Source organism: Candidatus Tectomicrobia bacterium (assembly GCA_016192135.1).
In the GTDB taxonomy this organism is placed as follows: Bacteria; UBA8248; UBA8248; order UBA8248; family UBA8248; genus 2-12-FULL-69-37.
This window is the reverse complement of the sequence record JACPUR010000019.1, coordinates 198,285-223,290: the sequence shown is the minus strand read 5'-3', so window position 1 is coordinate 223,290 and position 25,006 is coordinate 198,285. Positions and strand designations below refer to the sequence as shown.

General features: G+C 70.1%; 29 protein-coding genes and 1 pseudogene. 16 read left to right on the top strand and 14 right to left on the bottom strand.

Going from position 1 to position 25,006, the window contains the following annotated elements; genetic code table 11:
* From HYZ11_09850 to HYZ11_09815, 8 genes are all read left to right on the top strand, one after another.
* The coding region (locus tag HYZ11_09850) for a cytochrome oxidase subunit III (protein ID MBI3127895.1) at nucleotides 1-197 on the top strand (197 nt) is incomplete at its 5' end.
* 62 nt (nucleotides 198-259) lie between these two features.
* Entirely contained in the window at nucleotides 260-481 is a 222-nt protein-coding gene (locus HYZ11_09845; GenBank protein MBI3127894.1) for a hypothetical protein, read from the top strand.
* A gap of 19 nt (nucleotides 482-500) precedes the next feature.
* Nucleotides 501-1,115 (top strand): cytochrome c oxidase subunit 3, encoded by a 615-nt coding sequence (locus HYZ11_09840; protein MBI3127893.1) that lies wholly within the window; start codon nucleotides 501-503, stop codon nucleotides 1,113-1,115.
* 49 nt (nucleotides 1,116-1,164) lie between these two features.
* The gene (locus tag HYZ11_09835; GenBank protein ID MBI3127892.1) at nucleotides 1,165-1,458 is read left to right on the top strand and encodes a cytochrome C oxidase subunit IV family protein; all 294 of its coding nucleotides are present in this window, start codon (nucleotides 1,165-1,167) and stop codon (nucleotides 1,456-1,458) included.
* 48 nt (nucleotides 1,459-1,506) lie between these two features.
* Nucleotides 1,507-1,935 (top strand): DUF420 domain-containing protein, encoded by a 429-nt coding sequence (locus HYZ11_09830; GenBank protein MBI3127891.1) that lies wholly within the window; start codon nucleotides 1,507-1,509, stop codon nucleotides 1,933-1,935.
* Nucleotides 1,936-2,000: 65 nt separating this feature from the next.
* Complete coding sequence (locus tag HYZ11_09825) at nucleotides 2,001-2,315, top strand: DUF983 domain-containing protein (GenBank protein MBI3127890.1); 315 nt, start codon at nucleotides 2,001-2,003, stop codon at nucleotides 2,313-2,315.
* A complete protein-coding gene (locus tag HYZ11_09820; protein MBI3127889.1) occupies nucleotides 2,312-3,259 on the top strand; it encodes an ABC transporter ATP-binding protein in 948 nt (315 codons plus the stop codon). Before HYZ11_09825 ends, HYZ11_09820 begins: the two co-directional genes overlap by 4 nt.
* A complete protein-coding gene (locus HYZ11_09815; protein ID MBI3127888.1) occupies nucleotides 3,256-4,035 on the top strand; it encodes an ABC transporter permease in 780 nt (259 codons plus the stop codon). Before HYZ11_09820 ends, HYZ11_09815 begins: the two co-directional genes overlap by 4 nt.
* Nucleotides 4,036-4,201: 166 nt before the next feature.
* On the opposite strand, the gene HYZ11_09810 is transcribed toward HYZ11_09815, so the two are convergent.
* The 9 genes from HYZ11_09810 to HYZ11_09770 all read right to left on the bottom strand — a co-directional run bounded on the left by HYZ11_09810 (nucleotide 4,202) and on the right by HYZ11_09770 (nucleotide 13,236).
* The gene (locus HYZ11_09810) at nucleotides 4,202-5,413 is read right to left on the bottom strand and encodes an aminopeptidase P family protein (protein ID MBI3127887.1); all 1,212 of its coding nucleotides are present in this window, start codon (nucleotides 5,411-5,413) and stop codon (nucleotides 4,202-4,204) included.
* Nucleotides 5,414-5,579: 166 nt separating this feature from the next.
* Entirely contained in the window at nucleotides 5,580-6,644 is a 1,065-nt protein-coding gene (gene corA, locus HYZ11_09805) for a magnesium/cobalt transporter CorA (protein ID MBI3127886.1), read from the bottom strand.
* Nucleotides 6,645-7,159: 515 nt separating this feature from the next.
* Entirely contained in the window at nucleotides 7,160-7,480 is a 321-nt protein-coding gene (locus tag HYZ11_09800; GenBank protein ID MBI3127885.1) for a cytochrome c, read from the bottom strand.
* A 150-nt stretch (nucleotides 7,481-7,630) separates the two neighbouring features.
* Entirely contained in the window at nucleotides 7,631-8,938 is a 1,308-nt protein-coding gene (locus HYZ11_09795; GenBank protein MBI3127884.1) for a glutamate-5-semialdehyde dehydrogenase, read from the bottom strand.
* Between the two features lie 231 nt (nucleotides 8,939-9,169).
* Nucleotides 9,170-10,051, bottom strand: coding sequence for a RimK family alpha-L-glutamate ligase (locus HYZ11_09790; GenBank protein MBI3127883.1), 882 nt, complete (start codon nucleotides 10,049-10,051; stop codon nucleotides 9,170-9,172).
* A 197-nt stretch (nucleotides 10,052-10,248) separates the two neighbouring features.
* Entirely contained in the window at nucleotides 10,249-10,743 is a 495-nt protein-coding gene (locus HYZ11_09785) for a universal stress protein (GenBank protein MBI3127882.1), read from the bottom strand.
* Between the two features lie 41 nt (nucleotides 10,744-10,784).
* Entirely contained in the window at nucleotides 10,785-10,949 is a 165-nt protein-coding gene (locus HYZ11_09780) for a hypothetical protein (protein ID MBI3127881.1), read from the bottom strand.
* A gap of 163 nt (nucleotides 10,950-11,112) precedes the next feature.
* Nucleotides 11,113-11,322, bottom strand: a complete 210-nt coding sequence (locus HYZ11_09775) for a hypothetical protein (GenBank protein ID MBI3127880.1) — start codon at nucleotides 11,320-11,322, stop codon at nucleotides 11,113-11,115.
* 339 nt (nucleotides 11,323-11,661) lie between these two features.
* The gene (locus tag HYZ11_09770) at nucleotides 11,662-13,236 is read right to left on the bottom strand and encodes a sigma 54-interacting transcriptional regulator (protein ID MBI3127879.1); all 1,575 of its coding nucleotides are present in this window, start codon (nucleotides 13,234-13,236) and stop codon (nucleotides 11,662-11,664) included.
* 143 nt (nucleotides 13,237-13,379) lie between these two features.
* Between HYZ11_09770 and hemW the strand changes: the two genes are divergently transcribed.
* Nucleotides 13,380-14,618: a radical SAM family heme chaperone HemW gene (gene hemW, locus HYZ11_09765; protein ID MBI3127878.1), complete on the top strand. Its 1,239-nt coding sequence runs from the start codon at nucleotides 13,380-13,382 to the stop codon at nucleotides 14,616-14,618.
* Between the two features lie 87 nt (nucleotides 14,619-14,705).
* Here the strand turns inward: hemW and HYZ11_09760 are convergent, their stop codons facing one another.
* The 5 genes from HYZ11_09760 to HYZ11_09740 all read right to left on the bottom strand — a co-directional run bounded on the left by HYZ11_09760 (nucleotide 14,706) and on the right by HYZ11_09740 (nucleotide 19,327).
* Nucleotides 14,706-16,208 carry a sodium:solute symporter family protein gene (locus HYZ11_09760; GenBank protein ID MBI3127877.1) on the bottom strand — a complete coding sequence of 501 codons (1,503 nt, stop codon included), beginning with the start codon at nucleotides 16,206-16,208 and terminating at the stop codon, nucleotides 14,706-14,708.
* Nucleotides 16,205-16,390 (bottom strand): hypothetical protein, encoded by a 186-nt coding sequence (locus tag HYZ11_09755; GenBank protein MBI3127876.1) that lies wholly within the window; start codon nucleotides 16,388-16,390, stop codon nucleotides 16,205-16,207. Before HYZ11_09755 ends, HYZ11_09760 begins: the two co-directional genes overlap by 4 nt.
* A 303-nt stretch (nucleotides 16,391-16,693) precedes the next feature.
* A complete protein-coding gene (locus HYZ11_09750; protein MBI3127875.1) occupies nucleotides 16,694-17,248 on the bottom strand; it encodes a DinB family protein in 555 nt (184 codons plus the stop codon).
* Nucleotides 17,249-17,251: 3 nt separating this feature from the next.
* Nucleotides 17,252-17,548: a hypothetical protein gene (locus HYZ11_09745; protein ID MBI3127874.1), complete on the bottom strand. Its 297-nt coding sequence runs from the start codon at nucleotides 17,546-17,548 to the stop codon at nucleotides 17,252-17,254.
* Nucleotides 17,549-17,581: 33 nt separating this feature from the next.
* Complete coding sequence (locus tag HYZ11_09740; protein ID MBI3127873.1) at nucleotides 17,582-19,327, bottom strand: NFACT family protein; 1,746 nt, start codon at nucleotides 19,325-19,327, stop codon at nucleotides 17,582-17,584.
* Nucleotides 19,328-19,446: 119 nt separating this feature from the next.
* Between HYZ11_09740 and HYZ11_09735 the strand changes: the two genes are divergently transcribed.
* The 7 genes and pseudogenes from HYZ11_09735 (at nucleotide 19,447) to HYZ11_09705 (ending at nucleotide 25,002) form a co-directional block, all read left to right on the top strand.
* A complete protein-coding gene (locus HYZ11_09735) occupies nucleotides 19,447-20,322 on the top strand; it encodes a YicC family protein (protein ID MBI3127872.1) in 876 nt (291 codons plus the stop codon).
* The gene (gene gmk / locus HYZ11_09730; protein MBI3127871.1) at nucleotides 20,319-20,906 is read left to right on the top strand and encodes a guanylate kinase; all 588 of its coding nucleotides are present in this window, start codon (nucleotides 20,319-20,321) and stop codon (nucleotides 20,904-20,906) included. Before HYZ11_09735 ends, gmk begins: the two co-directional genes overlap by 4 nt.
* Nucleotides 20,903-22,140, top strand: a pseudogene (gene coaBC / locus HYZ11_09725) (bifunctional phosphopantothenoylcysteine decarboxylase/phosphopantothenate--cysteine ligase CoaBC). The gene gmk and the pseudogene coaBC overlap by 4 nt, the downstream one beginning before the upstream one ends.
* A 176-nt stretch (nucleotides 22,141-22,316) precedes the next feature.
* Nucleotides 22,317-23,297 (top strand): uracil-DNA glycosylase, encoded by a 981-nt coding sequence (locus tag HYZ11_09720; protein ID MBI3127870.1) that lies wholly within the window; start codon nucleotides 22,317-22,319, stop codon nucleotides 23,295-23,297.
* A 168-nt stretch (nucleotides 23,298-23,465) separates the two neighbouring features.
* The gene (locus tag HYZ11_09715) at nucleotides 23,466-24,017 is read left to right on the top strand and encodes a GNAT family N-acetyltransferase (protein MBI3127869.1); all 552 of its coding nucleotides are present in this window, start codon (nucleotides 23,466-23,468) and stop codon (nucleotides 24,015-24,017) included.
* Between the two features lie 120 nt (nucleotides 24,018-24,137).
* Complete coding sequence (locus HYZ11_09710; GenBank protein ID MBI3127868.1) at nucleotides 24,138-24,737, top strand: RDD family protein; 600 nt, start codon at nucleotides 24,138-24,140, stop codon at nucleotides 24,735-24,737.
* Between the two features lie 7 nt (nucleotides 24,738-24,744).
* The gene (locus HYZ11_09705) at nucleotides 24,745-25,002 is read left to right on the top strand and encodes a hypothetical protein (GenBank protein MBI3127867.1); all 258 of its coding nucleotides are present in this window, start codon (nucleotides 24,745-24,747) and stop codon (nucleotides 25,000-25,002) included.
* Nucleotides 25,003-25,006 lie beyond the last annotated feature (4 nt).

The following is a 25,006-nucleotide window of genomic DNA, read 5'->3' as shown; positions in this document are numbered from 1 at the left end:
GCTTCGGCCTGACCGCCTCCTCGGGCGTCTACGGCTCGACCTTCTACACCATCATCGGGACCCACGCGTTCCACGTCTTCTGCGGGGTGGTGTGGCTGCTGGCCGTGCTGGTCCGCGCGGCGGTGTGCTGCGGGATGTACTGGCACCTGGTCGTCGGGCTGTGGCCGGTGCTTTTCATCCTCGTTTATCTGATTTAGGACCCATGCTTTCGTTGACACCCCCCGGGGTGGATGGCATAGTGGCGTCGGAGGAAAAGCCCTTGAAATCCTTGCGCCGATGGCTCCCGCTTCTGGCGGGTGCGTTTGTTTTCGCGCTCCCCGAGGCCGCGTCCGCCTGCGCCGTCTGCGGGCTCGACGGCGACCCGGGCTACTTCTGGAGCCTGACTTTCCTCATGGCCATGCCCTTCGCCCTCGCCGGGACGATCGGCGGGGCCCTCGTCATCTCGCACCGCCGGGGCGCCCGGCGCGGGCACAACGCATAGACGAAAAGGAGAGGGCGACTTGAGCCAAGCAGCCGCCGCGCACCACATCGAGCCCGCCGAGTCCCCGCTGACCCCAGAAAACTGGGGCAAGCTCGGCATGTGGATCTTCCTCGCGGGCGACGCCATGTCGTTCGGCATCCTGCTCGCGGGCTACGCCGTCATGCGCAGCACGAGCAAGAACTGGCCCGTGCCCACCGACGTCCTGGGCATCGGCCTTACGGCGTTCATGACCTTCCTGCTCATCTGCAGCAGCGTGACCATGGTGAAGGGGCTGGACGCCATCAAGCGGGGGGACCAGGGGGGCCTCGTGAAGTTCCTGGGGCTCACCGTCCTGGGCGGCGCCATCTTCCTCGGGCTTCAGGCCTACGAGTGGACGCACCTCATCCACGAGGGCCTCGGCCTCACCGCGAACAAGTGGGGGGCGGGTCTGTTCGGGACGACGTTCTTCATGATCACCGGCTTTCACGGGATGCACGTGACGGGCGGGGTCATCTACCTCTCGATCATCGCCTGGAGGGGCAGCCAGGGGGCCTATTCGGCGCACAGCTACAACGCGGTGGAGATCGCCGGGCTCTACTGGCACTTCGTCGACCTGGTCTGGATCTTGGTCTTCACCTTCGTCTACCTCCTGTAAAGGAGCGCCCCCGGGCGCGGCCCCGCCTTCAAAGGGAGAGCGCGGACACATGGCTCATGGCCACTCGCAGCACGCGGCGCACCACGTCAACTACATGGCCATCTTCTGGTGGCTGCTGGCCCTGACCATCCTGGAGGTGGCGGCGGGCTACCCATCCTCGGGGCCCGCCTACCCGCACATGCTCAAGGGACTCCTCCTCGTCATCATGGCGCTGACCAAGGCGGCCCTGGTGGCGCTCTACTTCATGCACTTGAAGTTCGAGCGCGTGGCCCTCGGCTACATCGCGATGATCCCGCTCGTCCTGTGCGTGTTCGTCGTCCTCATGACGCTGCCGGATTTTTGATCCGCGGCGGAACCGCGGGCGGCCCGGCTGCCGTCCGGGGAGACCCTGTTGCTCTCCGTAAGCCAGCTTCCAGCCCTCAACGCGGCGCTGAACGCGCTCGCCGCCATCCTCCTCGTGGCGGGCTACCTGCACATCCGGGCGCTGCGCGTCCGTCAGCACAGGACGTGCATGCTCTGGGCCTTCGGGGTTTCGGTCCTCTTCCTCGTCTTCTACCTGATCTACCACTACAACGTGGGATCGGTGCGCTTCACGGGGCAGGGCTGGGTGCGGCCCGTCTACTTCGCCATCCTGATCTCCCACACCGTCCTCGCGGCGGCGGTGCCGGTGCTCGCCATCCTGACCCTGCGGCTCGCCTTCCGGGGGGAGTTCATCCGCCACCGCCGCCTCGCCCGCTGGACCTTCCCTATCTGGCTCTACGTCTCGGTGACCGGGGTGGTGATCTACCTCCTCCTTTACTGGCTCTACCCGCCGAGATGAGAGGCCTTCTCTCCGCCGTCGCGAACGGCCTGCGCCTGCGTTGCCCGGATTGCCGGGAAGAACCCTTGTTCGCCGGAATCTTCCGGATGCACCCTGCCTGCCCCCGGTGCGGCTGCCGGACGGAGCGGGAGCCGGGCTACTTCATCGGCGCCATCTACATCAACTATGCGGCCACCGTCTTCCTCTGCCTGGGCGGCTTCTTTCTCTTGGACTGGCTGATCGCGCCCGCGCTGGCGGTCCAGCTCGCCGTTTGGACGGCGGCGGCGGCGATTTTCCCCCTCCTCTTCTTCCGGCACTCCCGGAGCCTGTGGCTGAACGTGGACCACTTCATCTCCCCGCCCCCGGCCTCGCCCCGGACGAACGGAGGGCCCGCCGCATGAGCGCCCCGCTCGCGCTCGAGGTGACGGACCTGCACCGCTCCTTCGGGGACCGCGCCGCCCTGGCCGGGGTGAGCTTCCAGGTGGGCCGGGGGGAGACCTTCGCCCTCCTCGGGCCGAACGGAGGGGGCAAGACCACCCTCTTCCGCATCCTCGCCACCCTGCTGCGGCCGGACGGGGGGAGCGCGCGCGTCTTCGGCGTCCCGCTCGCGGAATCCCCCGCCCAGGCCCGGCGGAGGCTCGGCGTGGTCTTCCAGCAGCCGGGCATCGACCCCAAGCTCACCTGCGCCGAGAACCTCATCCACCACGGCCGGCTCTTCGGGATGCGCGGCGCAGCCCTTCGGGCGGGCGTGGCGGCCCAGCTCGAGCGCTTCGGCCTCGCGGCCCGGGCGAGGGAGATGGCCGAGACTCTCTCGGGCGGAATGCAGCGCCGCCTCGAGCTGGCCAAGGCCCTGCTGCCGGGGCCGGATCTCCTGCTGCTGGACGAGCCCACGGCGGGCCTCGACCCGGCCGCCCGGCGGGACTTCGGGGGCGAGCTCGACCGCCTCCGCCGGGAGCGGGGGACGACGGTGGTGCTGACCACCCACCTGATGGACGAGGCGGAGCGCTGCGACCGGGTGGGCATCCTGCACGAGGGCCGCCTGGTGGCGCTGGGCACTCCCGAGGGGCTCAAGCGGGAGGCGGGGGAGGAGGTGATCTTCATCCGGGCGGACGACCCCGCCTCCCTGCGGGAGAAGCTCCGAGCGCGCTTCGGGTGGGAGGCGATGGAAGTGGATGAGGGCCTGCGGGTGGAGCGCCCCGGCGCCCACGCCCTGCTGCCCCAGGTGATCGAGGCTTTCGGCGCCGAGGTCCGGTCCGTCACCTTCGGCCGGCCCACCCTGGAGGACGTCTTCATCCGCCGGACGGGCCGCCGCTTCGGCGCCCCGCCCCAGGAGGGCGCGGCGTGAACTTCCTCCTCCCGGCCCTGACCCTCTGGCAGCGCGAGATCGTGCGCTTCCTGCGCCAGCGCAGCCGCATCGTCGGGGCCTTCGGGCAGCCCCTGCTCTTCTGGCTGGTGCTGGGGAGCGGCTTCGGGCGCTCCTTCCGCTCCCCGGCCGGGAACGGGGCGGAGGGCTATGCGGAGTACTTCTTCACCGGCATCGTCGCCATGGTGGTGCTCTTCACCGCCATCTTCTCCACCTTCTCGGTGATGGACGACCGCAAGCAGCGCTTCCTGCAGGGCGTTCTGGCCGCGCCGGTGCCGCGCTCGGCCATCGTGCTGGGGCAGGCGCTGGGGGGGACGACGCTGGGCCTGCTCCAGGGGGTGCTGCTGCTCGCGGCCGCCCCGCTGGCCGGGGTGCCTCTTTCCGCGGCGGGCGTGCTGGCCGCGGTGGGGGTGATGGCGCTGATGGGGTTCGCGCTGACGAGCCTGGGCCTGCTCTTCGCCTGGCGCATCGACTCGACCCAGGGCCTGCACTCGATCATGAACCTGGCGCTGCTGCCGCTCTGGCTGCTCTCGGGGGCCGTCTTCCCGGCGGAGGGGGCCCACCCCCTCCTCGCGCTGGCCATGAAGGCGAACCCGCTGACCTACGGGGTCGCCGCCCTGCGGCGATCGCTCTACCTGTCGAGCCCCGCCGCCGTCCAGGGCCTCCCGGGGATGGAGGTCTCCCTCCTCGTGACCGCCCTCTTCGCCCTCCTGGCCTTCCTGGCCGCCGTCCGAACCGCCGAGCGGAGCGCGGGGTAACCTCTCAGATCCATGCGGCATCCGTAGGGGCGAACCTCGTGTTCGCCCGCTTTGGAGAGGGCGATGACAAGCATCGCCCCTACGGAACCAGCCATGTCGGTGAAATCCGCAGGGGCGGGCCTGAGACCCGCCCCCGCGGATTCGTTTCTCGCCGGTTCCGATTTTTCTAGCGCGTCCGCCCGGTCGTGGTGTCGAGCGGGTGGAGGTCCTTCACCAGGCGCTCGTCGTAGGGATAGGGCGTGTAGATGTCGGGCTCGCCGGTGGTGACGACCACGTTGTTCTCCAGCCGGAAGCCGCCCACCCCCTCCTTGCCCGCGTAGGGCTCGAGGTTGGCCGTCATTCCGGGCTCGAGCTTCATCGGGTCGTCATAGGCCGCGGGGCTGAAGTAGGGGAGCTCCCAGGGGTTCGTGCCCGAGCCGTGGCCCAGGCTGTCGAGGATGTAGGGCTCGGCCGCCTTGTAGACGTCCAGCGTGGTCTTGCCCGGCCTGCACTCGCCGCAGGAGTTCCACACCGAGTTGTAGCACCTCTGGTGCCACTCGATCTGCTCCTTGGTCGGCTTGATGCCGCCGCAGATCCAGGTGCGGGTGAAGTCGCCCCAGTAGCCGTTGAAGCAGGCGCCGATGTCGATGATAACGGGGTCGCCCTTGCGGATGATGCGGTCCGAGGTGAAGCGCCGGTAGGGGGCGGTGTAGGGGCCCGAGCAGACGATGTTGGCGCATTGGGTCCACTCGCTGCCGAGGGCGGTCATCTTCTGCCAGGCGACGGACAAGACCTCGCACTCCCGCACGCCGGGGCGCAGGAACTCGAGCGCCGTGTCCATCGCCGCCTCGGTCATGACGGTGGCCACCTTCAGGCACTCGATCTCGTCCTGGGTCTTGATGACCTTCGCCTTGCACATCACGGCGTAGCCGTCCACGAACTCGGACTTGGGGAAGGCCTCCTTCAGGTGCTTTTCAATGCCGGGGGTCCAGAGGTCCACCCCGATGCGCTTGCCCTCGAGGCTGCTGCCGAGGAGGCCCTTCACCTTGTCCGCCCACTTGCGGACCCCGACCAGGTCGCGGAAGTTCGCCCGCTCCTGAATCTGCTCGGGGTTCAGGAAGGTCATGCGGGCGCGGACGTGGTCGTGGTCCATGCTGAAGATGAAGGGCTCGCCGCCCTTGGCCAGGACGCTCACGGCCATCCCGAGGGAGGCCGTCGGATGGAGGTGGGAGCGGAAGCCGGTGAGGTAGCGGCAGTCCTCGGTGCGGAAGACGAAGAGGACGTCCACGTCCGATTTCGCGAGGGCGTCCTTCGCGCGCTGGAGCCGCTCGCGGCGCAGCCGGGCGAAATCCAGCCGCGACTCCCAATCGACGCCCATCAACCCTTGATCAGTACCCATCTGCTTCGCCTCCTTCAGGGGAATAAATCCGGCATGCGCCCAAGCCTGAGCACGCGGGAACTCCGGCTTGGAGTGGTGCGGGGTGGGCCAACCGGCGGCATCCTACAGGATGCGCCGGTCCGAGTCATGCGCCGGAGATATCGAAAGTAAGACGAAACAGGAGGGGTCAGAACCAGCCGCGCCGCTTGAAATAGCCCAGCATGAAAAGCCCGATCCCGGCCATGGCGGCCAGGACGGCGTGATAGGCGCCCGGCCACTCCAGCTCGGGCATGTACTTGAAATTCATCCCGTAGATGCTCGCGATGAAGGTCAGGGGGATGAAAATCGTGGCGATGAGGGTCAGGACCTTCATGACCTCGTTCATCCGGTTGTTGATGACCGAGAGGTAGAGGTCCGCCATGTTCTGCACCATGTCGCGCGAAACCTCCACCGTCTCGATGAGCTGCACGGCGTGGTCGTACACGTCGCGGAGATAGACCTTGATCTCCTCCCCGATCTGGGGGAAGTCGTCCCGCACCAGGAGGTTCGTCAGGTCGCGCAGGGGGAAGAGCGCGCGGCGCAGGATGAGCATGTTCATCCGGGCGTCGAAGATGCGCTGCATGACCTCGGGCGTGGGGGACTCGATGACCTCCTCCTCGATTTCCTCGATGTCCTCCCCCAGGCGCTCCAGGACCACGAAGTAGTGGTCCACCGCCACGTCCACGAGGGCATAGAAGAGATAATCCACCCCCCGGTTGCGGAACCGGCCCTTGGACTCGCGTATGCGCTTGATGATCGGGTTGAACAGGCCCCGGTCCTTCTCCTCGAAGGTGATGACGAAGTTCCGGCCGAGGACGATGCTGAGCTGCTCGACGGTGACGCGCTTGTCCTCGCCGTTGTAGAGGAGCACCTTCAGCACGACGTAGAGATACTCGTCGTAGTCCTCCACCTTGGGGCGCTGGTCGGTGTGGAGGATGTCCTCCAGGACGAGGGAATGGATGCCGAAGACATCGCCCAGCTGCCGGAGCACCTCGGTTTCGTGGATGCCCTCCACCCGGATCCACGTCATGGCGGGCGATTCCTTGAAAGCTCGCCACTCCGAGGGGTCCAGCACCTCGCGCTCATCGAGGGCGTCCCGCGAATAGTCCAGGGCGCGGACGGCCGTGCGCTCGGTCTTCTTCTCCGCCATCTGGATCAGGGTGCCCGGGGCGAGGCCGGCCTTTCTCCGCGTTCCCTTCGGAAAGATGGTCATACGGTCGTTCCCCTGGCTCTCGGGAATCGGGGCGTTTTTTTCGGGCGGGAAGGCCCATGCTAGCACAGGGCGAAAGAAAGTAATCCCGCCGCCGCCCCCGTTCCGATTTATTTTCCTGCCGGAATTCCCCGTAATTTCCCCGGAAACCGCCGGAAAACATCGGAAGCCCGCGTCTCGCTTCTTCCCGGGGGGCGGGGGGCTCCCGCAAAAGAACGGGGCTTTATCCCCTCTTTATCCCTTACTAAGCGTTATTATCCGTTACTTGCGCTGCGCCCTCCTTCTCCTCCCGGCGAAAACCATGGGCTTTTCCCCTCCATTCGCGAGACTTCGCGCGGCGGGCATCCGGCGCGCCCGTTCCGTAGGGGCGGGTTTCAAACCCGCCCCTGCGGGCGTGCCCCGCCCCTCGGTAAGATACCCCCTCCCCGCCCGCCGCCCGCTACCGCAATTTCGCGCACTTTCATGCATACCGGATTTTTGAGGAAAACAGCCGGGAACAAGCGGGATTCGGGGCTTTCCTACCGCATCTCCGAGACGAAGCGCGCCACGTTCTCGAGGGCCTCCCCCCGGACCCCCGGGAGGGGGGGCATCCGGCCCCGGCCCTTCTGGACGATCTCCTTGACCTCGGCCACGGAGAGGTTCCGCCCCCGCATGGGCGGGGCGAGGCCCGCCATCCCCTCGCCCTGGGGGCCGTGACAGGAGGCGCAGACCTCCCGGAAGACGGCCGCCCCCGGGCCCGGCGCCGGGGCGGGCCCCTGAACCGCCGGGCGGTGCGCGAGCATGAAGGTGAGCAAAAACCCGGCCCCCACGAGGAAGGCCGCCAGGAAGATGCGGTGCACGCGGATCTCCTTCCCGGCCGGACGGGGCAGGCGAGAGCGGCTTGGATGACCGTGAAGGGTTCCGCGGGGGCGATGCTTGCCATCGCCCTTTCCCGGCAGGCGCGCCCGGGGCGAACACGAGGTTCGCCCCTACGGAAAAATGATAACCCGTTATTTCGTTCCCGGTTCCGGCGGCAGGGGGCGGTGCAGGAAGGGGCGGGCCCCCTCGCCGTCGTACTCGGCGACGCAGTGGCCCTCTCCCTCGACCTGGTACTTGTAGGTCACCAGGCCCTCGAGGCCCACCGGCCCCCGGGCGTGGATCTTATCGGTGGCGATGCCGACCTCGGCCCCGAAGCCGTAGCGGAAGCCGTCGGCGAAGCGGGTGGAGGCGTTCCACATGACGCTGGCGGCGTCCACCCGCCGCATGAACTCGCGCGCGGCGGCGGCGTCCCCCGTCACGATGGCGTCGGTGTGGCGGGAGCCGTAGCGGTTGATGTGGGCGATGGCCTCGCCGAGATCGTCCACCACCCGGACGGAGAGGACGAGGTCGAGGTACTCCGTCTTCCAGTCCGCCTCGCTCGCGGGCAGGGCGTCCCGCAGGATGGCCCGGGTCCGCTCGCAGCCGCGCAGCTCCACCCCCTTCGCCCGCAGCGCCCCGGCCGCCCGGGGCAGGAAGGCGGGGGCCGCCTCCCGGTGCACCAGGAGGGTCTCGATGGCGTTGCACACCGCCGCGTACTGCGTCTTGGCGTCCACGGCGAGGGCCACCGCCATGCCGATGTCGGCCGCGCGGTCCACGTATAGATGGCAGACGCCGTCCGCGTGGCCCAGCACCGGGATGCGCGAGCGCGCCTTGATGTGGCGGACGAACTCGTTGCTCCCCCGGGGGACGATGAGGTCGATGGCGTCGTCCCGCGCGAGCAGGGCCTCCACCTCCTCCCGGGCCTCGAGGAGCTGGAGCGCGGCCCGGGGGACGCCCTCTTGCCGGGCGGCCGCCTCGCCCAGGAGGTCCGCCAGGACCCGGTTCGTGCGGGCCGCCTCGCGCCCCCCCTTCAGGATGGAGGCGTTCCCGGCCTTGAGGCAGAGGGAGGCGATCTGGACCAGGGCGTCCGGGCGCGACTCGAAGACGGCGGCGATGACCCCGATGGGGCAGGTGACGCGGCGGAGCCTCAGGCCCTCGTCCAGCAGGGTGCCCAGGGTGACCCGCCCCACCGGATCGGGCAGGGCGGCCACCGCGCGTACGCCCTCGGCCATCTGGCGCACCTTGGCCGCGTCGAGCCCGAGGCGCTTGAGGAGGGGAAGCGGGATCTGGCCCCGCGAGGCCTCCACGTCCCCGGCGTTGGCGGCGAGGATGGCCTCCGCCCCCTTCTCCACGGCCTCGGCCATGGCGCGAAGGGCGGCGTCCCGGGCCTCCCCCGGGAGGGGAGCCAGCGCCAGCGAGGCCTCCCGCGCCCGCGCGCAGATTGCGTCGATGCCGGACATTTTCGCCTCCCGGAAATCAGCAGCACGAGCGGCATTCCCCGCTCGTTCGCGCTCATTGTCATTCCGAGGGAGCACCGCGACCGAGGAATCTGCTTGTAAGGCTTACAACCGAAAAGCAGATTCCTCGCTGCGCTCGGAATGACAGGCAAACCATTTCAAAACAGCCGCAACGGTCGGTGCGAGACGTACCGCCCCGGCGATTATAGAAGCCGTCCGCCGGGCCCGGCAAACTCACGCCTTCGGAACGCGCCCTTCCAGATGGGAGACGATGCGGGAGGCGATGTCCCCGCCGCCCGACTGCTCGATGGCCTCGAAGCCGGGGGCCGCGTTCACCTCGAGAACCAGGAGGCCGCGCTCCGATTCGAGCAGGTCGACGCCCGCGATCTCGAGGCCGCACAGCGCCGCCGCGCGCAGGGCCAGCTCCCGGGCCTCCTTCGAGGGCCGGGCGCGGGCGGCGCTCCCGCCCTGATGGAGGTTCGATCGGAACTCCCCCCGGGCCGCCCGGCGCCGGACCGCCCCGGCGACCCCGCCCCCCACCACGAGGAGGCGCAGGTCGCCCTTCCTCCCCCTCGGCACGTACTCCTGCACGAGCACCTCGCGCTCTAGGCTCCACATGAACTCGGCCACGGCGCGGGCCTCCTCGCGGCTCGCCGCGAGGGTGACGCCCTTGCCCTGGGTGCCGCGTGGGGGCTTCAGGACGGCCGGGGGGCCTCCCACCGCACTGAGGGCCTCATCGAGCCGGGCCGGGTCGGGCGCGAAGGCGGTGCGGGGGACGGGCAGGCCCCGGCCCGCGAGGAGCTGGAGGGTGCGCAGCTTGTCGCGCGCGATCTCGATGGAAGCCGGCGAGTTGATGACGAGGAAGCGCGCCGCGTGGAGGTGGCGAAGGAGTGCGAGGGAGTGCTCGGAGATGCCGGCCCCCAGGCGGGGCAGGAAGAGGTCGGCCCCGCCGAAGGGCCGGCTCGCGTAGCGGAGGGAGAGCCGCCCGCCGCCCAGCCCGAGGCTGAAGCGGTAGGGCTCGAGAACCCGGACCGCGTGCCCGCGCGCCCCGGCGGCCTCGGCCAGCCGGCGCACGCTGTAGAGCCGCGGGTCCCGGCAGAGCATGACGAGCCGCATCCGTCCTCCGGCGATGGGGAAAAAAGGCGCGGCCGCGGAGAGGGGCCATCCTAGCACAGGGGCCGGGGCGAAACGCATAGGGGGAGAAGAGAGGAATCCCTCCCCGGCGGTCCGGTGCCGGATGGCGAGGCCGCCGGGGAGGGAGGCATGGAAGCGCGGCGTTGGAAGTAGCCGCGGCAGGATTTCGAATGTCGGGCCTAGGCGGCCTGGGTGACGCGGACCTCCTGCGGCGCTTGGTCCTCGGCCGCGCGAATGTCTGCTTCCCGAACCGTCAGGACGGCCGCCTTGACCCTCCGCACGATCCGGGGGGCGAGCCCGGCCAGCCCCGTGGGACGCCGGAACCACCCGCCTTCCTCGCCGCCGAGCAGGACGAGTTCCACCTTCAGGTTCTCGGCCGCCTTGGCGATGGCCGCCCCGGCCTCGCCGAACTGGACGGACTGGGTGACGGACAAGCCCGCCTTCCTGAGCTCCTCGGCGATGGGGCGCAGGTAGTCCTCGGCCATCTCGCGGCGGATCCGGTACCACTGGTCCACGTACAGGACGTAGCCGTCCAGCCGGATCGAGCTGCGGACGGGCTCGTCCACCATCAGCAGATGAACGGACCGGATGGCCGGAGCCATGCGGACGGCCTCCTTCACGGAGGCCTCGGCCGCTTTCGACCCGTCCAGTGGAATCAGTACATGCGTATACATCGGCTCTTCAGCCTCCAATCCAAAGGGCGCCCTCGGGCCCCCTAAAAGACTTCCCAGCCCTCGGCCGGAAAGCCGCCCCGCGCCAGGCGGGCCCGCATCCTCCGGCGGGCCTCGGTGTCGGCCGCGTGATCGTTCCCGTTCCCGCCGGTGAGGATCGCCAGCGCGATGAACGCGGCCGTGAAAAACACCATCAGCAGCAACGTCATGGACGCATCTCCCCGGCTAAGCCGCCCGCCGCTCGGCCTTCCCTTCGTCCTGCCGGGACGTCTCGGCGGGGTGTCTCCGCGGTCCCGTGAAGAGGAGCGCGTAAAGCATCACCGGAAAACCCAGAACAACGGCGGCGACCACGAAATCCATTCTCTGCCTCCCTCACGCGGCCCGGCGGATGAGCTCTTCCTCGAGCAGGGCGTTGATCCGCCGCCGGTCGGCGCGCCTCACCGCCTCCGTCTCCCAGGGGCGGACCTCCCCCTCTCGGTAGGGGCGGAGGCCGAGGCCCACCAGTTCCTGCCGCCTCCGGAGGATGACCCCCAGGGCCAGCGTGGGGACCGCCAGAACCAGCAATCCAACCAGAAAGTCCATGATGCCTTTTCTCCTTTCCTTCTCACCGGCGGCAGACGGCGCCGGGAAAACCACGGAAATCCACAGCGATTTCATCTAAAGCAACCATTGTGCCAAAGACATCCGATACCCTAATATCATTAAAATCAAATATTTACGTCGAATTTTCGGCGAGCGGACAATTGGAAGTGCTTGGAGAGTGACACGAAATTGAGATAATTTACGACATATCGTTATATAGGAGATGAGGAAAACCGTCACATGGGGGCGAAAATCAGGAGTGCCTGGATATTTCGGAGCCGGATGGACGCAATTCTCGAAGCTGGGGAAGCTCGAACCCGGCCAACCGGGCGGGGGACGCTAGCCGGCGATGCGCTCGCCCACCTCGCCGAACTTTCGCTGGGCGCGGATGCCGAGCTTCTTCATCCGCGACTGGAGGGTCGTGGGCTTCATCCCGAGGATGCGGGCCGCGCCGCGCTCTCCGGACACCACGCCGCCCGTCTGGGCCAGCACCCGGAGGATGTACTGCCGCTCGTGCTCCTCGAGGGTGGTGAGGCGCTCCTTGCCGTCCTCGCGCGCCTGGGGGGCCTCGCCGATGAGCTGCTTGTCGAAGCGCAGCACCTCGCCCGCTCCCAGCACCAGCCCGCGCTCCACGACGTTCTCGAGCTCGCGGATGTTCCCCGGCCAGCCGTAGCGGATGAAGCGGTCGAGGTCCCGCGGGTCCACGGCCTTGATCCGCCGGTTGAGGCGGGTGGCGTGCCGGCGGACGAAATGCTCGACGAGAAGCGGGATGTCCTCCTTGCGCTCCCGCAGGGGGGGCACGCGGATGGGGATGACGTTCAGGCGGAAGAACAGATCGCTCCGGAAGCGCCCGTCGCGGACCTCGGCCTCGAGGTCGCGGTTGGTGGCGGCGATGATGCGCGTGTCCACCTGCACCGTGCGGGTGCCGCCTACCCGCTCGAATTCCCGCTCCTGCATCACCCGAAGCACTTTCACCTGGGCCTCCGGGGGGAGCTCCCCGATCTCGTCGAGGAAGATGGTCCCCTTGTGGGCCAGCTCGAAGCGGCCGATCTTGCGCTCCACCGCCCCGGTGAAGGCGCCCTTCTCGTGGCCGAAGAGCTCGCTCAGCAGCAGCGTGTCCTGGAGAGCGGCGCAGTTCACCTTCACCAGCACGCGGCTGCGCCGGGAGCTCAGGTTGTGGATGGCGCGGGCGACGAGCTCCTTGCCGGTCCCCGTCTCGCCCAGGATGAGCACGGTCGCCTCGGTCGGCGCGGCCCGGCGGATGAGATCCTGGACCTTGTGGATGGCCGGGCTCTTCCCGATGATCTCCTCGAAGTTGTGCAGCTCGCGCAGCTCGTCCCGGAGGAGGACCGCCTCGTGGTAGAGGTCCTGGCGGCTGGCCTCGAGCTGGGCGTAGGCACGGGCGTTGGCGACGGCCGTCGCGATGGAGGGCGCCAGGTCCAGCAGGAAGCGCGCCATCTCCTCCGTGAAGCGCCGGGGCGTGTAGCTGGCCACGGCGAGCTCGCCGAAAACCTTATTGTCGATCTCGAGCGGGACGCGGATGCCGCTGCGGATGCCCCGCTTGAATACGATCTCGTCCTCCGCGAACGGGCGCTCGCGCTCGAGGTCCTCGTAGATGACGTGCGGCATGTCGCCCCGGTGCTCGATCAGCCAGCCGAGGGCGCCGCCCTGCAGCGGGACGTTCTCGCCCGGCAGCGCGACCCCGCCCTCGTCCGTCGTGATGTTGGTCCAGCTGTAGCTCTTCCCGTCGGGGTTGATGATGCAGAGCGCCACGTGGTCCAGGGGGAAGATCGCCTTGAGCTCCTGGGCCAGGCGCGGGAGCACCACGTTCAGGTCCAGGCTCGAGTTGAGCACGTGGCCCACCCGCCTGATGACCCGGTAGCGCTCCTCGGTGGTAAGATGCGTGATCGGCACGGCGGTTGGCTCCTCGGCCGCTTTTTAGCGAATATGAAACCGGAAGCCCGAATATAGCAAGGTTTGCCTTCTCCATGCATTCTCACCGGGCCCGCCGCGGAAAACGCGGCGCTCCGCGGAGATAAATCAAGGGGTTCCCCAACATGCCGCGAGCGGAGAAGAACCAGCGGGCCGGCTCCCGCCCGGCCCCCGGAAGCCTCCCCGGCGGCCCGCCGCGGGAAGCCCCCCTCTCGGTCTACGTCCACATCCCCTTCTGCCTCGCCAAGTGCGGCTACTGCGACTTCAACTCCTACGCCCTCGACGGCCTCATCGCCCTCGGCCGAGCCGGGGAGGACTGGGCCGCCCGCTACGCGGACGCGCTCATCCGCGAGGCGGAGGGCCGGAGCCGCACCCTGGGCCTCGGGGGCAGGCGCGTCGAGACCGTCTTCTTCGGTGGGGGGACCCCCTCCCTCATGCCCCCCGGGGAGACGGCGCGGTTGCTGGATGCCCTGCGCCGGCTCTTCCGCTTCGCGCCGGACGCCGAGGTCACGGCCGAGGCCAACCCCGGGGCCGCCGACGCGGCGCGCTTCGCCGCCCTGCGCGCGGCGGGGGTGAACCGGATCAGCGTCGGGGTCCAGTCCTTCGACGACGAGGCCCTGCGCCGCCTCGACCGCGTCCACACGGGGGAGGAGGCCCGGGCCGCCTTCCGCGCGGCGCGCGCGGCGGGCTTCGACAACGTCTCGCTGGACCTCATGTTCGGCATCCCGTTCCAGACGGTGGAGGCCGCCCGGGCCGACATCGAGGCGGCCCTCGCCCTGGGCCCCGAGCACCTCTCGGCCTACGAGCTCACCATCGAGCCGGGCACCGCCTTCCACGCCCTGCACGGCCGGGGCGAGCTGCGCGGCCTCCCGGACGAGGAGACGGCCCTCGCCATGTGGCGGATGCGCGACAGGCTCCTGGCGCGGGCGGGCTTCGAGCGCTACGAGATCAGCAACTTCGCCCGGCCCGGCCGCCGCTGCCGCCACAACCTCAACTACTGGAAGCGCGGGGAGTACCTGGGCCTGGGCGCCGGGGCGCATTCTTTCGTCGGGAACAAGCGCGTCTGGAACCACGCCCGGCCCGATGTCTACCAGGCGCAGGCGGAAGATCCGACCTCGGGGGAGGAGATCGTCGGGGATCCGGCCAAGGCCATGGGAGAGGCCCTCATGCTGGGCCTGCGGCTCAGGGAGGGCGTCTCCCTCGGCGAGGTCGCCCGCGCCTGCGGGGCGGACCCGGAGGAGGCCTTCGGCGCGCTGTTCGAGGAGCTCGGCCGGGGCGGCCTCCTGGAGCGGGAGAACGGGGCCATCCGCCTCACCTCCCGGGGCACCCTCCTCGCCAACCAGGTGCTGGCGCGGTTCCTGTAGCCCGGCATGCGCTCGGCGGCGCGAGGCGGCGCGGCGGTCCCCGAGAATCCCCCGGCCCCCTGTGCGGGAGCCGGGGGAGGATGCTTCTCAGGCCGTGACCTTCACCTTCTCGCCCGGCTCCGGCTCGGGAAGCGCGTTCCACGCCTCCTCGAACTTGGCCCGGTGCGCCGCCGGCGCCGGCGAGGACAGGAGCGAGATCACCACGAACAGGATGAAGTTGACCAGCAGGGCGAAGAAGCCGGGCGCCGGCGCCCCGCCCACGTTGATGGGAGGCGGGCCCGAGGCCCAGAACGTGTAGTAGGTGCCCAGGATCACCCCCACGGCCCAGCCCACCTCGGCCCCCAGCTTGGAGGCCCGCTTCCAGTAGAGCCCCAGGATCAGCATGGGCAGGAACTGCATGTGGAACATCACGACCAGCCGGACGAGCGCCCAGATGCCGGGCGGGCGCTGCAGGGCGATCCAGGCCGCGAGGAGCCCGAAGACGATCATGGCCCACCGCCCGATCCGGACGAGCTGGGAGTCGGAGATGTCCGGCTTGATGTAGCGGCGGATGATGTCCTTCGAGAGCATCGCGTCCGCCCCCACCAGCCCCGAGTCCATGGTGGACATCCCGCACGCCCACACCACCACCACCATCCACGCCATGAGCCAGGGGGCGTGCCGCTGGATGGCGCCCAGGATGGCCTCATCGTTCGGCTTGATGCCGGGGCCCATGATCTTCTGGCTCGCCATCCCCAGCAGCACGAAGACCAGGCAAACCATGAGCAGCGCACCGCCCGTGAGCAGGACGTTCGTGCGGAAGGCGCCCAGGCTCCGGATGGTGTACATGCGGGTCATACGGTCGGAGAGCGTGAGCGGGTGGGAGAACATGAACACGATCCAGCCGATGAAGAGCCCGTAGGCGGCCCAGTCGGTGCCGTGGACGGTCATCTTCGGCGGGAGATCGTCCATCAGCTTGGTGTAGCCTCCCACCGCGTTCAGGATGACGAACACCGCCACGATGCCGAAGAGGAGCAGGATGACCCCCTGCAGGACGTCCGTGTAGATGACGGCCCGCATCCCCCCGTAGGTGGTGTAGACCACGGTGAACACCACCAGGAGCCAGACCCCCCAGACGTAGGGGAGGCCCGCGAACCGCTCCAGGACGAACCCCATGGCGACGGCGTTCGAGGCGTAGTAGGGGATGAGGAAGATGATGCTCCCCACCGCCCCGAACAGCCGGAGGAACTCGCTCTGATAGAAGTCGCCGTAGAAGTCCTGCGGGGTCGAGTAGTTGAACTTCTTGCCCACCGGCCACAGGCGCCTGCCCACGAACCAGAGGCCGAACACCAAGCAGACGTATGCGAAGCCGTAGCCCAGGAAGTTCACCCCGTGGTCGTAGAAGAAGCCCACGGTCCCCAGGTAGATGCCGCCCGAGGCGATGGTGGCCACGATGGACATCGTGTTGGCGAAGGGCCCCACGCTGCGCCCCGCGACGTAATAGTCTTCTTCGGTTTCGACCCCGGTGCTGTACTTCCACGCGACCCACGCCGTGACGACGAGATAGGCGGCGAGCCAAGCGAAAATGTAGTAGGGCGATCCCCAGTTCATCGGTAGCCCTCCTCTCGCGTCACCTTGGCCATCAGCCACAGCCCATAGACGGCGACGGCGGCGTACCAGACGATGGGCAGGTACCGGTGGGTGATGAAGGGGTTGAAGGGTGTGGTGAACACCAGCACGAGGAAGACAACGAAAAGCCAGCCGTTTGTGGTGAGACTCCCGTCCTTGATCATGGAGCTCCCTCCTCCGGGCGCTTGCAGCCGCCGCGGGAGCGGGCTTCCTCCCGCGCGTCTGCCTTCCTGAGCCGAACCGGCGCCGCCTTCCGCGCCGATGGAGAACTCACTGGCGCTGGCTCCAGATGGACGGAACGGGCTCCGGCAAATGGGAGCCTCACCTCCATCTTTCATTATTATAAGATTTCAAGCGAATCTTACGGATTGCGGCGAGGAAATGTCAAGAAAATACGAGAACGTTTTTCCCTGAATGAAATCCGGGTGTTCACTGGGGGCGCCCAGAGGCGCACGGGCGGAAAGCGCCTATTTCCGAGGGAAACCCGGCTGGCCCGCCACGCGCGCCATCTGGTCCTGGTGCAGGTAATCGTGAATTCCGCAATACACAATGCGGTCGTAGCCGTTCAGGTGGCCGAGCCGCTTGCTCATGAAAATGATGAGGCGGCCGAGGTCGCGGGCACGGTAGGGCAGCAGGACCTCCCGGGTGGCCATGCGGTCGGGCCAGAGCGCCGCCTTCATCCCCTCCCAGGTTCCCTCCCCCGCCGGGTGGAGGTGGGCGGGGGCCATCGACGGCCCCTGCTCCCGGCGCCGCATGGCCTCCCAGCCGTACTTCACCACCGGATCGGGGGCGTTGTCCCACACCCCCGTGGCCTCGGCCTCCCGGAGGCCGGCCAGGAAGTTCGCCCGGAAGGACCACTCCTCCCGCATGACGTGCTCGAGGCCCTCCAGGATGGACCACTCCCCGTCCGGCGGCTTCCAGCGCGCCTGCCCCTCGGAGAACGCCCCCAGGAAGCCGATGAGGCCGCGCCTGTCGGCGAGGATGATCTCGATCGCCTGGTCGAAGCGCTCCGCCGGGGTCACGGCCTACTGGGCCTTCGCCCGCTCGTATCCTCTCGCCTCCATGCAGCTCACGTAGCGCTTGGTCACCTCGACCTCCTCGCTCGGAGAGGAGCTGGTGTATCCCGGAGTTCCCGTCGTGCCGGGCAGCGTCCCCGCCGGCGCCGTCCGCCGGATCGACTCGGCGTGCCGCTGGCAAAGCTCCTCGTCCCGCATGACCTGCTGCGGCGTCGCCCCCGCCTTCCTCCATTCGTATCCCGCGCACCCGGCCAGCGTCCCCCACACCACGAGCGCGGCCGCTCCCCGGTACATGATCTTCCTCATCGCGTCCCCCTTTCCCGGCGACGGAACCGGCGGTCAGCCGTCCCGCTCGGACAGCTCCTTCAACAGGCGGCCCCCCTCCTCGGGCGAGGCCAGCACCGTGCCCTGCCCCGTGAAGATGACCTGGCCGGGGCGCGCCCCCCGCGGGCGGCGGAGCCGCTCGACAGGGAGATAGTCCACCCGCACCCGGCCGTCCCCGCGCCCGCGGCTGTGGTAGGCGGCGAGCGCCGCCGCCTGGAGGAGGGCATCCTCCCCGGGCTCCCCCGCCGCGCGCAGGAGCACGTGGCTGCCCGGCAGCCCCTGGGCGTGGAGCCAGGTGTCCCCCGCCCGCGCCACCCGGCGCAGGAGCGCCTCGTTCCCGAGGGCGTTCTTCCCGACGAAGATCTCCCAGCCCCCGGGCGCGGCCAGCCGCCGGTAGGGCCGGGCGGGAGGGGCCTCCGCCCGGCGCCGCCCGCGGGCCGGAGAGGCCGCCTTCTTGGAGAAGCCGCCCGCCTCCAGCGCCTGGCCCACCCCGGCGAGCGCCTCCGGGCCCTCGGCCTCCTCCGCATCATAGAGCAGCCCCTCGAGGAAAGCGCGCTCGGCCTCGAGGTCCTGCCGGCGCCGGCCGCCCGCGCCGAGGAGGCGCTTGAGCTTCTTGTAGCGCCGGAAATACCGCTGGGCGTTCTCGGAGGGCGGGTAGCGGGGGTCGAGCGGGACCTCGATCTCTGTCCCGTCGTGCGGGAGCCGGACGGAGGCCGCGCGCTCCTCCAGCCCCTCCAGGTTCCGGAGCAGGAGCTCGCCCTTCAGGCGGCAGTCCTCGGCCGCCTCCGCCTGGAGCAGGTCCCGCCCGACGGCGGCGAGGTTGCGCTCGGTCCGCTTGAGAAGACTCTTCACCCGGGCGGCCAGCGCCTCCCGCGCCCGGCGCAGGGAAGTCCCGCCGGCCGCGCCGCGGTAGAAGTCGTCCGCCGCCTCGTTCATGGAGGGAAAGGGCCGGGTCCGGCCCGGGTGCAGTCCCGCCGCCCCGAGCGCGCTCAGCCCGGACGGGGCCCCCCGCGCATCCAGGAGGAGGGCGGGCTGGAAGCGGCCCGCCCGGTAGCTTTCCACCGCCCAGGCGAAGGCCTCCCAGAAGGACCGGGTGTCCCCGCCGGCGCGGGCGGCGATCTCGGAAGCGGCGCCGGGGCTGATGCCCGCGAAGGCGCGCACCAGCCAGCGCGCCCGCTCCTTCGGGTCCGCCTCCGCCAGACCGGCCCCGGCCAGGAGGCCGAGGAAGGCCGCCTCGTCCACCGAGTCCGGGGCGGGCTTCTTTTGGGCGGGGGGCAGGCGGTAGGCGCTCCCGCGCGCCACCGGGCGCCCGGGGTTCGCCTCGTCCGTCGAGAGGCGGGTGGCGTCCAGGATGGCGCCCGTCTTCCCGTCCAGGAGGATGAGGTTGCTCCAGCGCCCCATCACCTCGGCCAAGAGGGCGAACGTGGCCGTCCCCTTCCCGGCCGGCCGCTCCAGCGAGAGCTGCACCACGCGCTCCCACTCCCCCGCCGCCACCCGGGAGACCCGGGCGCCCGCGAGGTGCTTGCGCAGGCTCCGCAGGAAATCCCCCGGCTCGGGCACGGAGGGGGGGGACTCCGAGGTGAGGTGGAGCCTCGGGTGGGCGGGGTCCGCGCTCAGGAGGAGCCGCCGCGCCCGCCTATCCCGGCAGGCGAAGCCGAGGAGGTAGGTGCAGGGGCCGGCCTGGGCGGCCTTCTCGAGGCGGGCGCCCCGCAGCGCCGCGTCCAGCTCGCGGGCGACGGCCTGGAGGATGAATGCGTCCATGGGCTATTGTCCGGGTTCGGGGGGCCGCCGGAGGCCCGGCCCCCAAATTGACACGGCTCCCTCCGGAACTTACTGTAATCTTTTTTGATAGCGGCGTTAAATCGCTTGACGGAGGAAACATGGCCACGGAGAGCATGACCGGCTACGGCTCCGGCCAGCGCCCCCTGCGCGGGGGCACCCTGACGGTGGAGGCCCGGTCGGTGAATCACCGCTTCCTCGAGGCCTCCGTCCGCGGCCCGCGCTGGTCGCTCTCCCTGGAGAGCGAGGTCCGGGAGGCCATCAAGGCCCGCTTCGCCCGGGGGCGCTTCGACGTCTACATCCGCCTGGACGAGACCGCGGACGGCGCGCCCGCCGTGGACCCGGCCGCCGCCCGCGCCCTCGTGAACTCCCTCCGGGCGCTCGCCAAGGACCTGAAGCTGCCGGGGGACGTGGACATCTCCCTCCTGGCCGGGTTCCGGGACGCCCTGCGGCCCCAGGAGTCGTCCTTCGCCGAGGAGGAGCTGCGCGGGCCCCTGCTCGGCGCCCTCGGCGAGGCCCTGGACACCCTGGGCGGCATGCGCCGCCGGGAGGGGGCGGCCCTGGACCTCGACCTCATGGGCCTCCTGGCCGAGGTGGAGCGCATCTGCGGCGAGATCCGGGAGCGGGTGCCCGAGGCGCGCGAGGCCATCCAGTCCCGGCTGCGCGAGCGCCTCGTGAAGCTCGCCGAGGGCCTGACCCTGGACCCGGGCCGGCTGGAGCAGGAGCTCATCTACGCGGCCGAGCGCGGGGACATCAGCGAGGAGCTGAGCCGGCTCGAGAGCCACATCGTGCAGTTCCGGGAGATGCTGGCGGCGCCCGGCCCGGCGGGGCGGAAGCTCGACTTCCTCGTGCAGGAGATGAACCGGGAGGCCAACACCATCGCCTCGAAATCCTCCGACCTTCCCCTCACCCAGCGTGCCGTGGACCTCAAGAGCGCCATCGAGCGGATCCGCGAGCAGGTGCAGAACGCCGAATGAGCCGCCGCCGAGGCCACATCTTCGTGCTCTCCGCGCCGTCGGGCACGGGAAAGTCCTCCCTGATCGAGCGCGCGGTGCGCGAGATCCCGGGCATCTGGCACTCCGTCAGCGCCACGACGCGCCCGCCCCGGAGCTACGAGAAGGAGGGCGTGCATTATTTCTTCCTCACGCCGGAGGACTTCCACCGGCGGATCAAGGCCAGCGGCTTCCTGGAGTGGGCCGAGGTGTTCGGCGACCACTACGGCACTCCCTCCGACGGGGTGGACCGCAAGCTGGAGGCGGGCGAGGACGTGATCATGGACCTCGACGTGCAGGGGGCCCTCCAGGTGAAGCGCCGCCGCCCGGACGCCACTCTCATCTTCGTCATGCCTCCCTCGATCGAGGAACTCGCCAAGCGGCTCCGCAAGCGCGGGGCCGAGGCCGAGGACCGCATCGCGCGGCGGCTCGCGCGCGCCGAGGAGGAGATGTCCCGGCGCGCCCTCTACGACTACGTCATCGTGAACGAGGACCTGGACGCGGCCTTCCGGGAACTCTCGGACATCATCGCCGCGCACCGGTCGAAGGCGGCGGGGGCGGGCGCATGAGCGGGGCGCTCGCCGGCAAGAGAATCGTACTCGGAGTCTCGGGGGGCATCGCGGCCTACAAGGCCATCGATCTCGCCCGCCAGCTCGCGCTCCAGGGGGCGGAGGTCCAGGCGGTGCTCACCCAAAGCGCCCTCGCCTTCGTCCAGCCCCTGCCCTTCGAGGTGCTGACGGGGCGCCCGCCCATCTCGCGCATGTTCCCCATCGAGGGCGCCGAGCGTCCGGGCGAGATGCCCCACGTCTCCCTCAGCGACCGCGCGGACCTGATCATCGTCGCCCCGGCCACGGCCAACATCATCGGCAAGTTCGCGGGGGGATCGGGGACGACTTCCTCTCGACCCTCCTCCTCTCGGCCCGGCCCCCCGTCCTCGCCGTCCCGGCCATGAACCCGCGCATGTGGGGGAGCCCCGCCGTCCAGGAGAACGTGCGCAAGCTCCGGGAGCGCGGCCACGCCGTGATGCCGCCCGGGACGGGCCGGATGGCGCGCGCCGAGGAGGGCGAGGGGGCGGGGCGGATGCCCGAGCCGGAGGACATCCTCCGGGAGGCGCTGCGCCTGCTCGTGCCCAGGCACGACCTGGGCGGAATGCGCCTCGTGGTTTCGGCGGGGCCCACCCGGGAGCGGTGGGACGCCATCCGCTACCTCACCAACCGCTCGAGCGGCAAGATGGGCTACGCCCTCGCCGCCGGGGCTGCCGCGCGCGGGGCCGAGGTCACCCTCGTGAGCGGCCCGGCCAGCCTGCCCGACCCGCCCGGCCTCCGGACGGTGCGGGTCGAGTCCGCCGCCCAGATGCGGGAGGCGGTGCTCGCCGCCTGGCGCGAGGCCCACGCCGGCATCATGGCCGCCGCCGTGGCGGACTACCGCCCCGTCCGGCCCCTCGGCCGCAAGCGCAAGAAGGAGGACGGCCCCCTCGTCCTCGAGCTCGAGCGCACGGCGGACATCCTGGCCGAGATGGGGAAGACGAAGGGGGATCGCCTCCTCGTCGGCTTCGCGGCCGAGACGGAGGACCTGGAGAAAAACGCGCGGGAGAAGCTCCGCCGCAAGAAACTCGACCTCATCGTGGCCAACCTGGTCTCGGGGGGGCAGGACGCCATGGGGGCGGACAGCTCGGCGGCCCTTCTCATCGGGGCGGACGGAAGGGAGGAGTCCCTCCCCGCCCAGCGCAAAGAGGCCCTGGCCGGTCTCATCCTCGACCGGCTGGCCGGGATGTGGCAGGCGAGGCAGGGTTCCGTTTCGTAGGGGCGACCGGCCTTCAGTCGGCCGAAGCCGTCCGGGAACGCCGGCCGCGCTGGTTTGTGTAGGAGCGGTTCGCGAACCGCCCCTACGGGACCCGCATGGCGAGCATGCCTCGCCCCTGCAAAGCGTGTCCGCAGCCTTTCTTTTCCATGACGCGTGCATTAGAATTTGCCTGGATAATGGTTTTCCTCCGCCCCGCCCCCACCGGTGACGCCGTGGCCGAACGCGACGAGATCGCCCGGGCCCTGCTCGGGCACATGAAAAGCCTCCGCGCCGCGGGGGTGCAGTACGTCTCCCTCGCGGCCCGGCCCCGGGCGGAGGGGACGCCTTCGCCCGCCCGGACCGCGCCTTCGGCCCCCGCGCCTGTGCCGCGCCCGGCGGCCTACCCCCCGGCGGAGGCCCCCTCGGCCGTGAAGGAAGCCCCTGCGCAGGCTTTCTCCCCGCCGCAGGCGCCGCCCCGGACGGTCCAGCCCGGGCTCCTGCCGATGATGGAGATTTCCCCGATGTCCCCTCCCGCCGCCTCCGGGCGCAAGGGCTCCCTCCCCGCGCCCCCGCCCCTGCCCTTCGACCCGGAGGAGGAGATGACCCTGGAGGCGCTCGGCCTCGCGGTGGCGGGCTGCCTGCGCTGCAAGCTCGGGGCGGGGCGGACGAACCTCGTCTTCGGCGTGGGGAGCCCCAAGGCCAAGCTCGTCTTCGTGGGGGAGGCGCCGGGGGCGGACGAGGATGCCCAGGGCATCCCCTTCGTGGGGCGGGCGGGCCAGATGCTCACCAAGATGATCGAGAACGTGATCGAGGTCCCGCGCAGTGAAGTGTACATCTGCAACATCCTGAAGTGCCGCCCGCCTGGCAACCGCAACCCCGAGCCGGACGAGATCGCCTCCTGCGAGCCCTACCTCAAGAAGCAGCTCGCCATCATCCGGCCCCGGCTCATCGTGGCGCTCGGCAAGTTCGCCGCGCAGTGGCTGCTCCAGACCAAGACCCCCATCGGCAAGCTGCGGGGGAAGTTCGGCCGCTACCAGGGCGTCCCCTGCCTCGCGACCTACCATCCGGCCTACCTGCTGCGGAACCCGGGCGACAAGCGCCTCGTGCTCGAGGACCTGAAGAAGGTGAAGGCGGTCTACTTCGGCGAGAAGGAGCCGGAGATCGAGATCTTCGGGTAGGGGGGCGGAACAGGCTGGCCGGTTGATCGTAGGAACGATGCAGACGCCTTGCCCCCTCTCCCTTTGGGAGAGGGCTGGGGTGAGGGCAGCTCCACCAGCGGCTTTTCCCTCACCCTACCCTCTCCCGGAGGGAGAGGGAAAACCAATCTCTCCCGCGAGCCGACCACGATGCCCTTCCCCGCCTTCGCCACGTTCATCCCCCTGGAGACGGCGCGGCTCATCCTCCGCCCCGCCAGTCCGGCGGACGCCCCCGCCATCGAGCCCCTCCTCTCGGAGTGGGAGGTGGCCCGCCACACGGCGCGGGTGCCGCATCCTTTCCCCGAGGGCGGCGCGGAGGCCTGGCTCGCCCTCGCCTCGGGGGAGCGGGAGGCGGGCCGGGGCCTCATGCTCGCCATCGAGGAGAAGGCGGCGGGGCGGCTCACCGGGTGCATCGGTCTCGAAACCGGGGACAACGAGGGCCGGCTGGAGATCGGCTACTGGATCGGCCGGCCCTTCTGGGGGCGGGGCTACGCCACCGAGGCGGTGCGGGCGCTGACCGGGTGGGCGTTCGGCCATTTGCCGATACGCGAGATCAAGGCGGGGGTTTTTCCGGACAACGCGGCCTCGATGCGGGTGCTGGAGAAGGCGGGCTTCCGGCTGGCGGGGCGGGGAGTCCATCCCGCGCCCGCGCGGGGCGGGGAGCGGGAGGTGCTCCTTTACGTCCTGCGACGGGAGGCGTAGGGGCGGCCCCCTGTGGCCGCCCAATTCCCAGGCAGATATAGGTGTGAGCAGGCACAGGGGCCTGCCCCTACATTTGGCGCTACGCCACGCCCTGCGCCGTCCCGCCAGGAATGCTAGAGTATGCCCGCCCCGGGCGGCCCCGCCCCGGCGGAGGAGGAAGGAGAGAGCATGGAGTGCCCGCGCTGCGCCCGCGAGATCGTGCCCGATCGCCTCTTCTGCATCTGGTGCGACGCCTTCATCCCCAAGCCGGCGGCAGGGGTGAAGGCCAGCCTGGTGCGGCGCCTGCTGGCCACCGTGGTCGACCCCCTGCTCGGCTACATCGTCTTCACCGTGACCCTCCAGATCGCCTCCGGGTGGTCCCGGAGCCCCTTCGACGATTCCCCCCTTTGGTTCGCCCAGGTGGCCTCGATCGCCTACATGGCGATCGGGCTCCTGCTGATGCGCCGGGGGCTCACCCCGGGCAAATGGCTGCTCGGGGAGCGGGTGGTGCACAAGATGACGGGCGAGCCGGCCGGCTTCTGGCGGATGGTGCTCCGGGAAGTCGTGGGCAAGGCGGTGAGCGGGATATTCTTCGGGCTGGGCTACCTGTGGGCCATCTGGGACCGCGACGCCCAGGCCTGGCACGACAAGATTGCGGATACCGTGGTGCTCAAGGAGGAGCGCCCCGCGCCTCTCACCCCAGCGCGCAGCGGCTTCCGGCCCGGCACCAGCACGCCCTGACAGGCCAGTGGCGGAAGATCGCGTTTACGTCGACATCCTGGAGCGGGCGGCCCGCATCGCGGGGACCGCCCTCCGCGACCCCGACGCCGCGCATCTCTTCGCCCTTCCGCTCTTCGACGACGGGACCCCCGGGGGGCGGCGCATTCCCGTGGGCCGCGCGCGGATAGACGACGAAATCCTCTGCTATCCCGAGGGCTCGGCGACACGGGAGAGCAGCGTCCGGGCCCTCGGCCACTATCTCAAAGAGACGCTCCGCTCGGGCTGAGCAC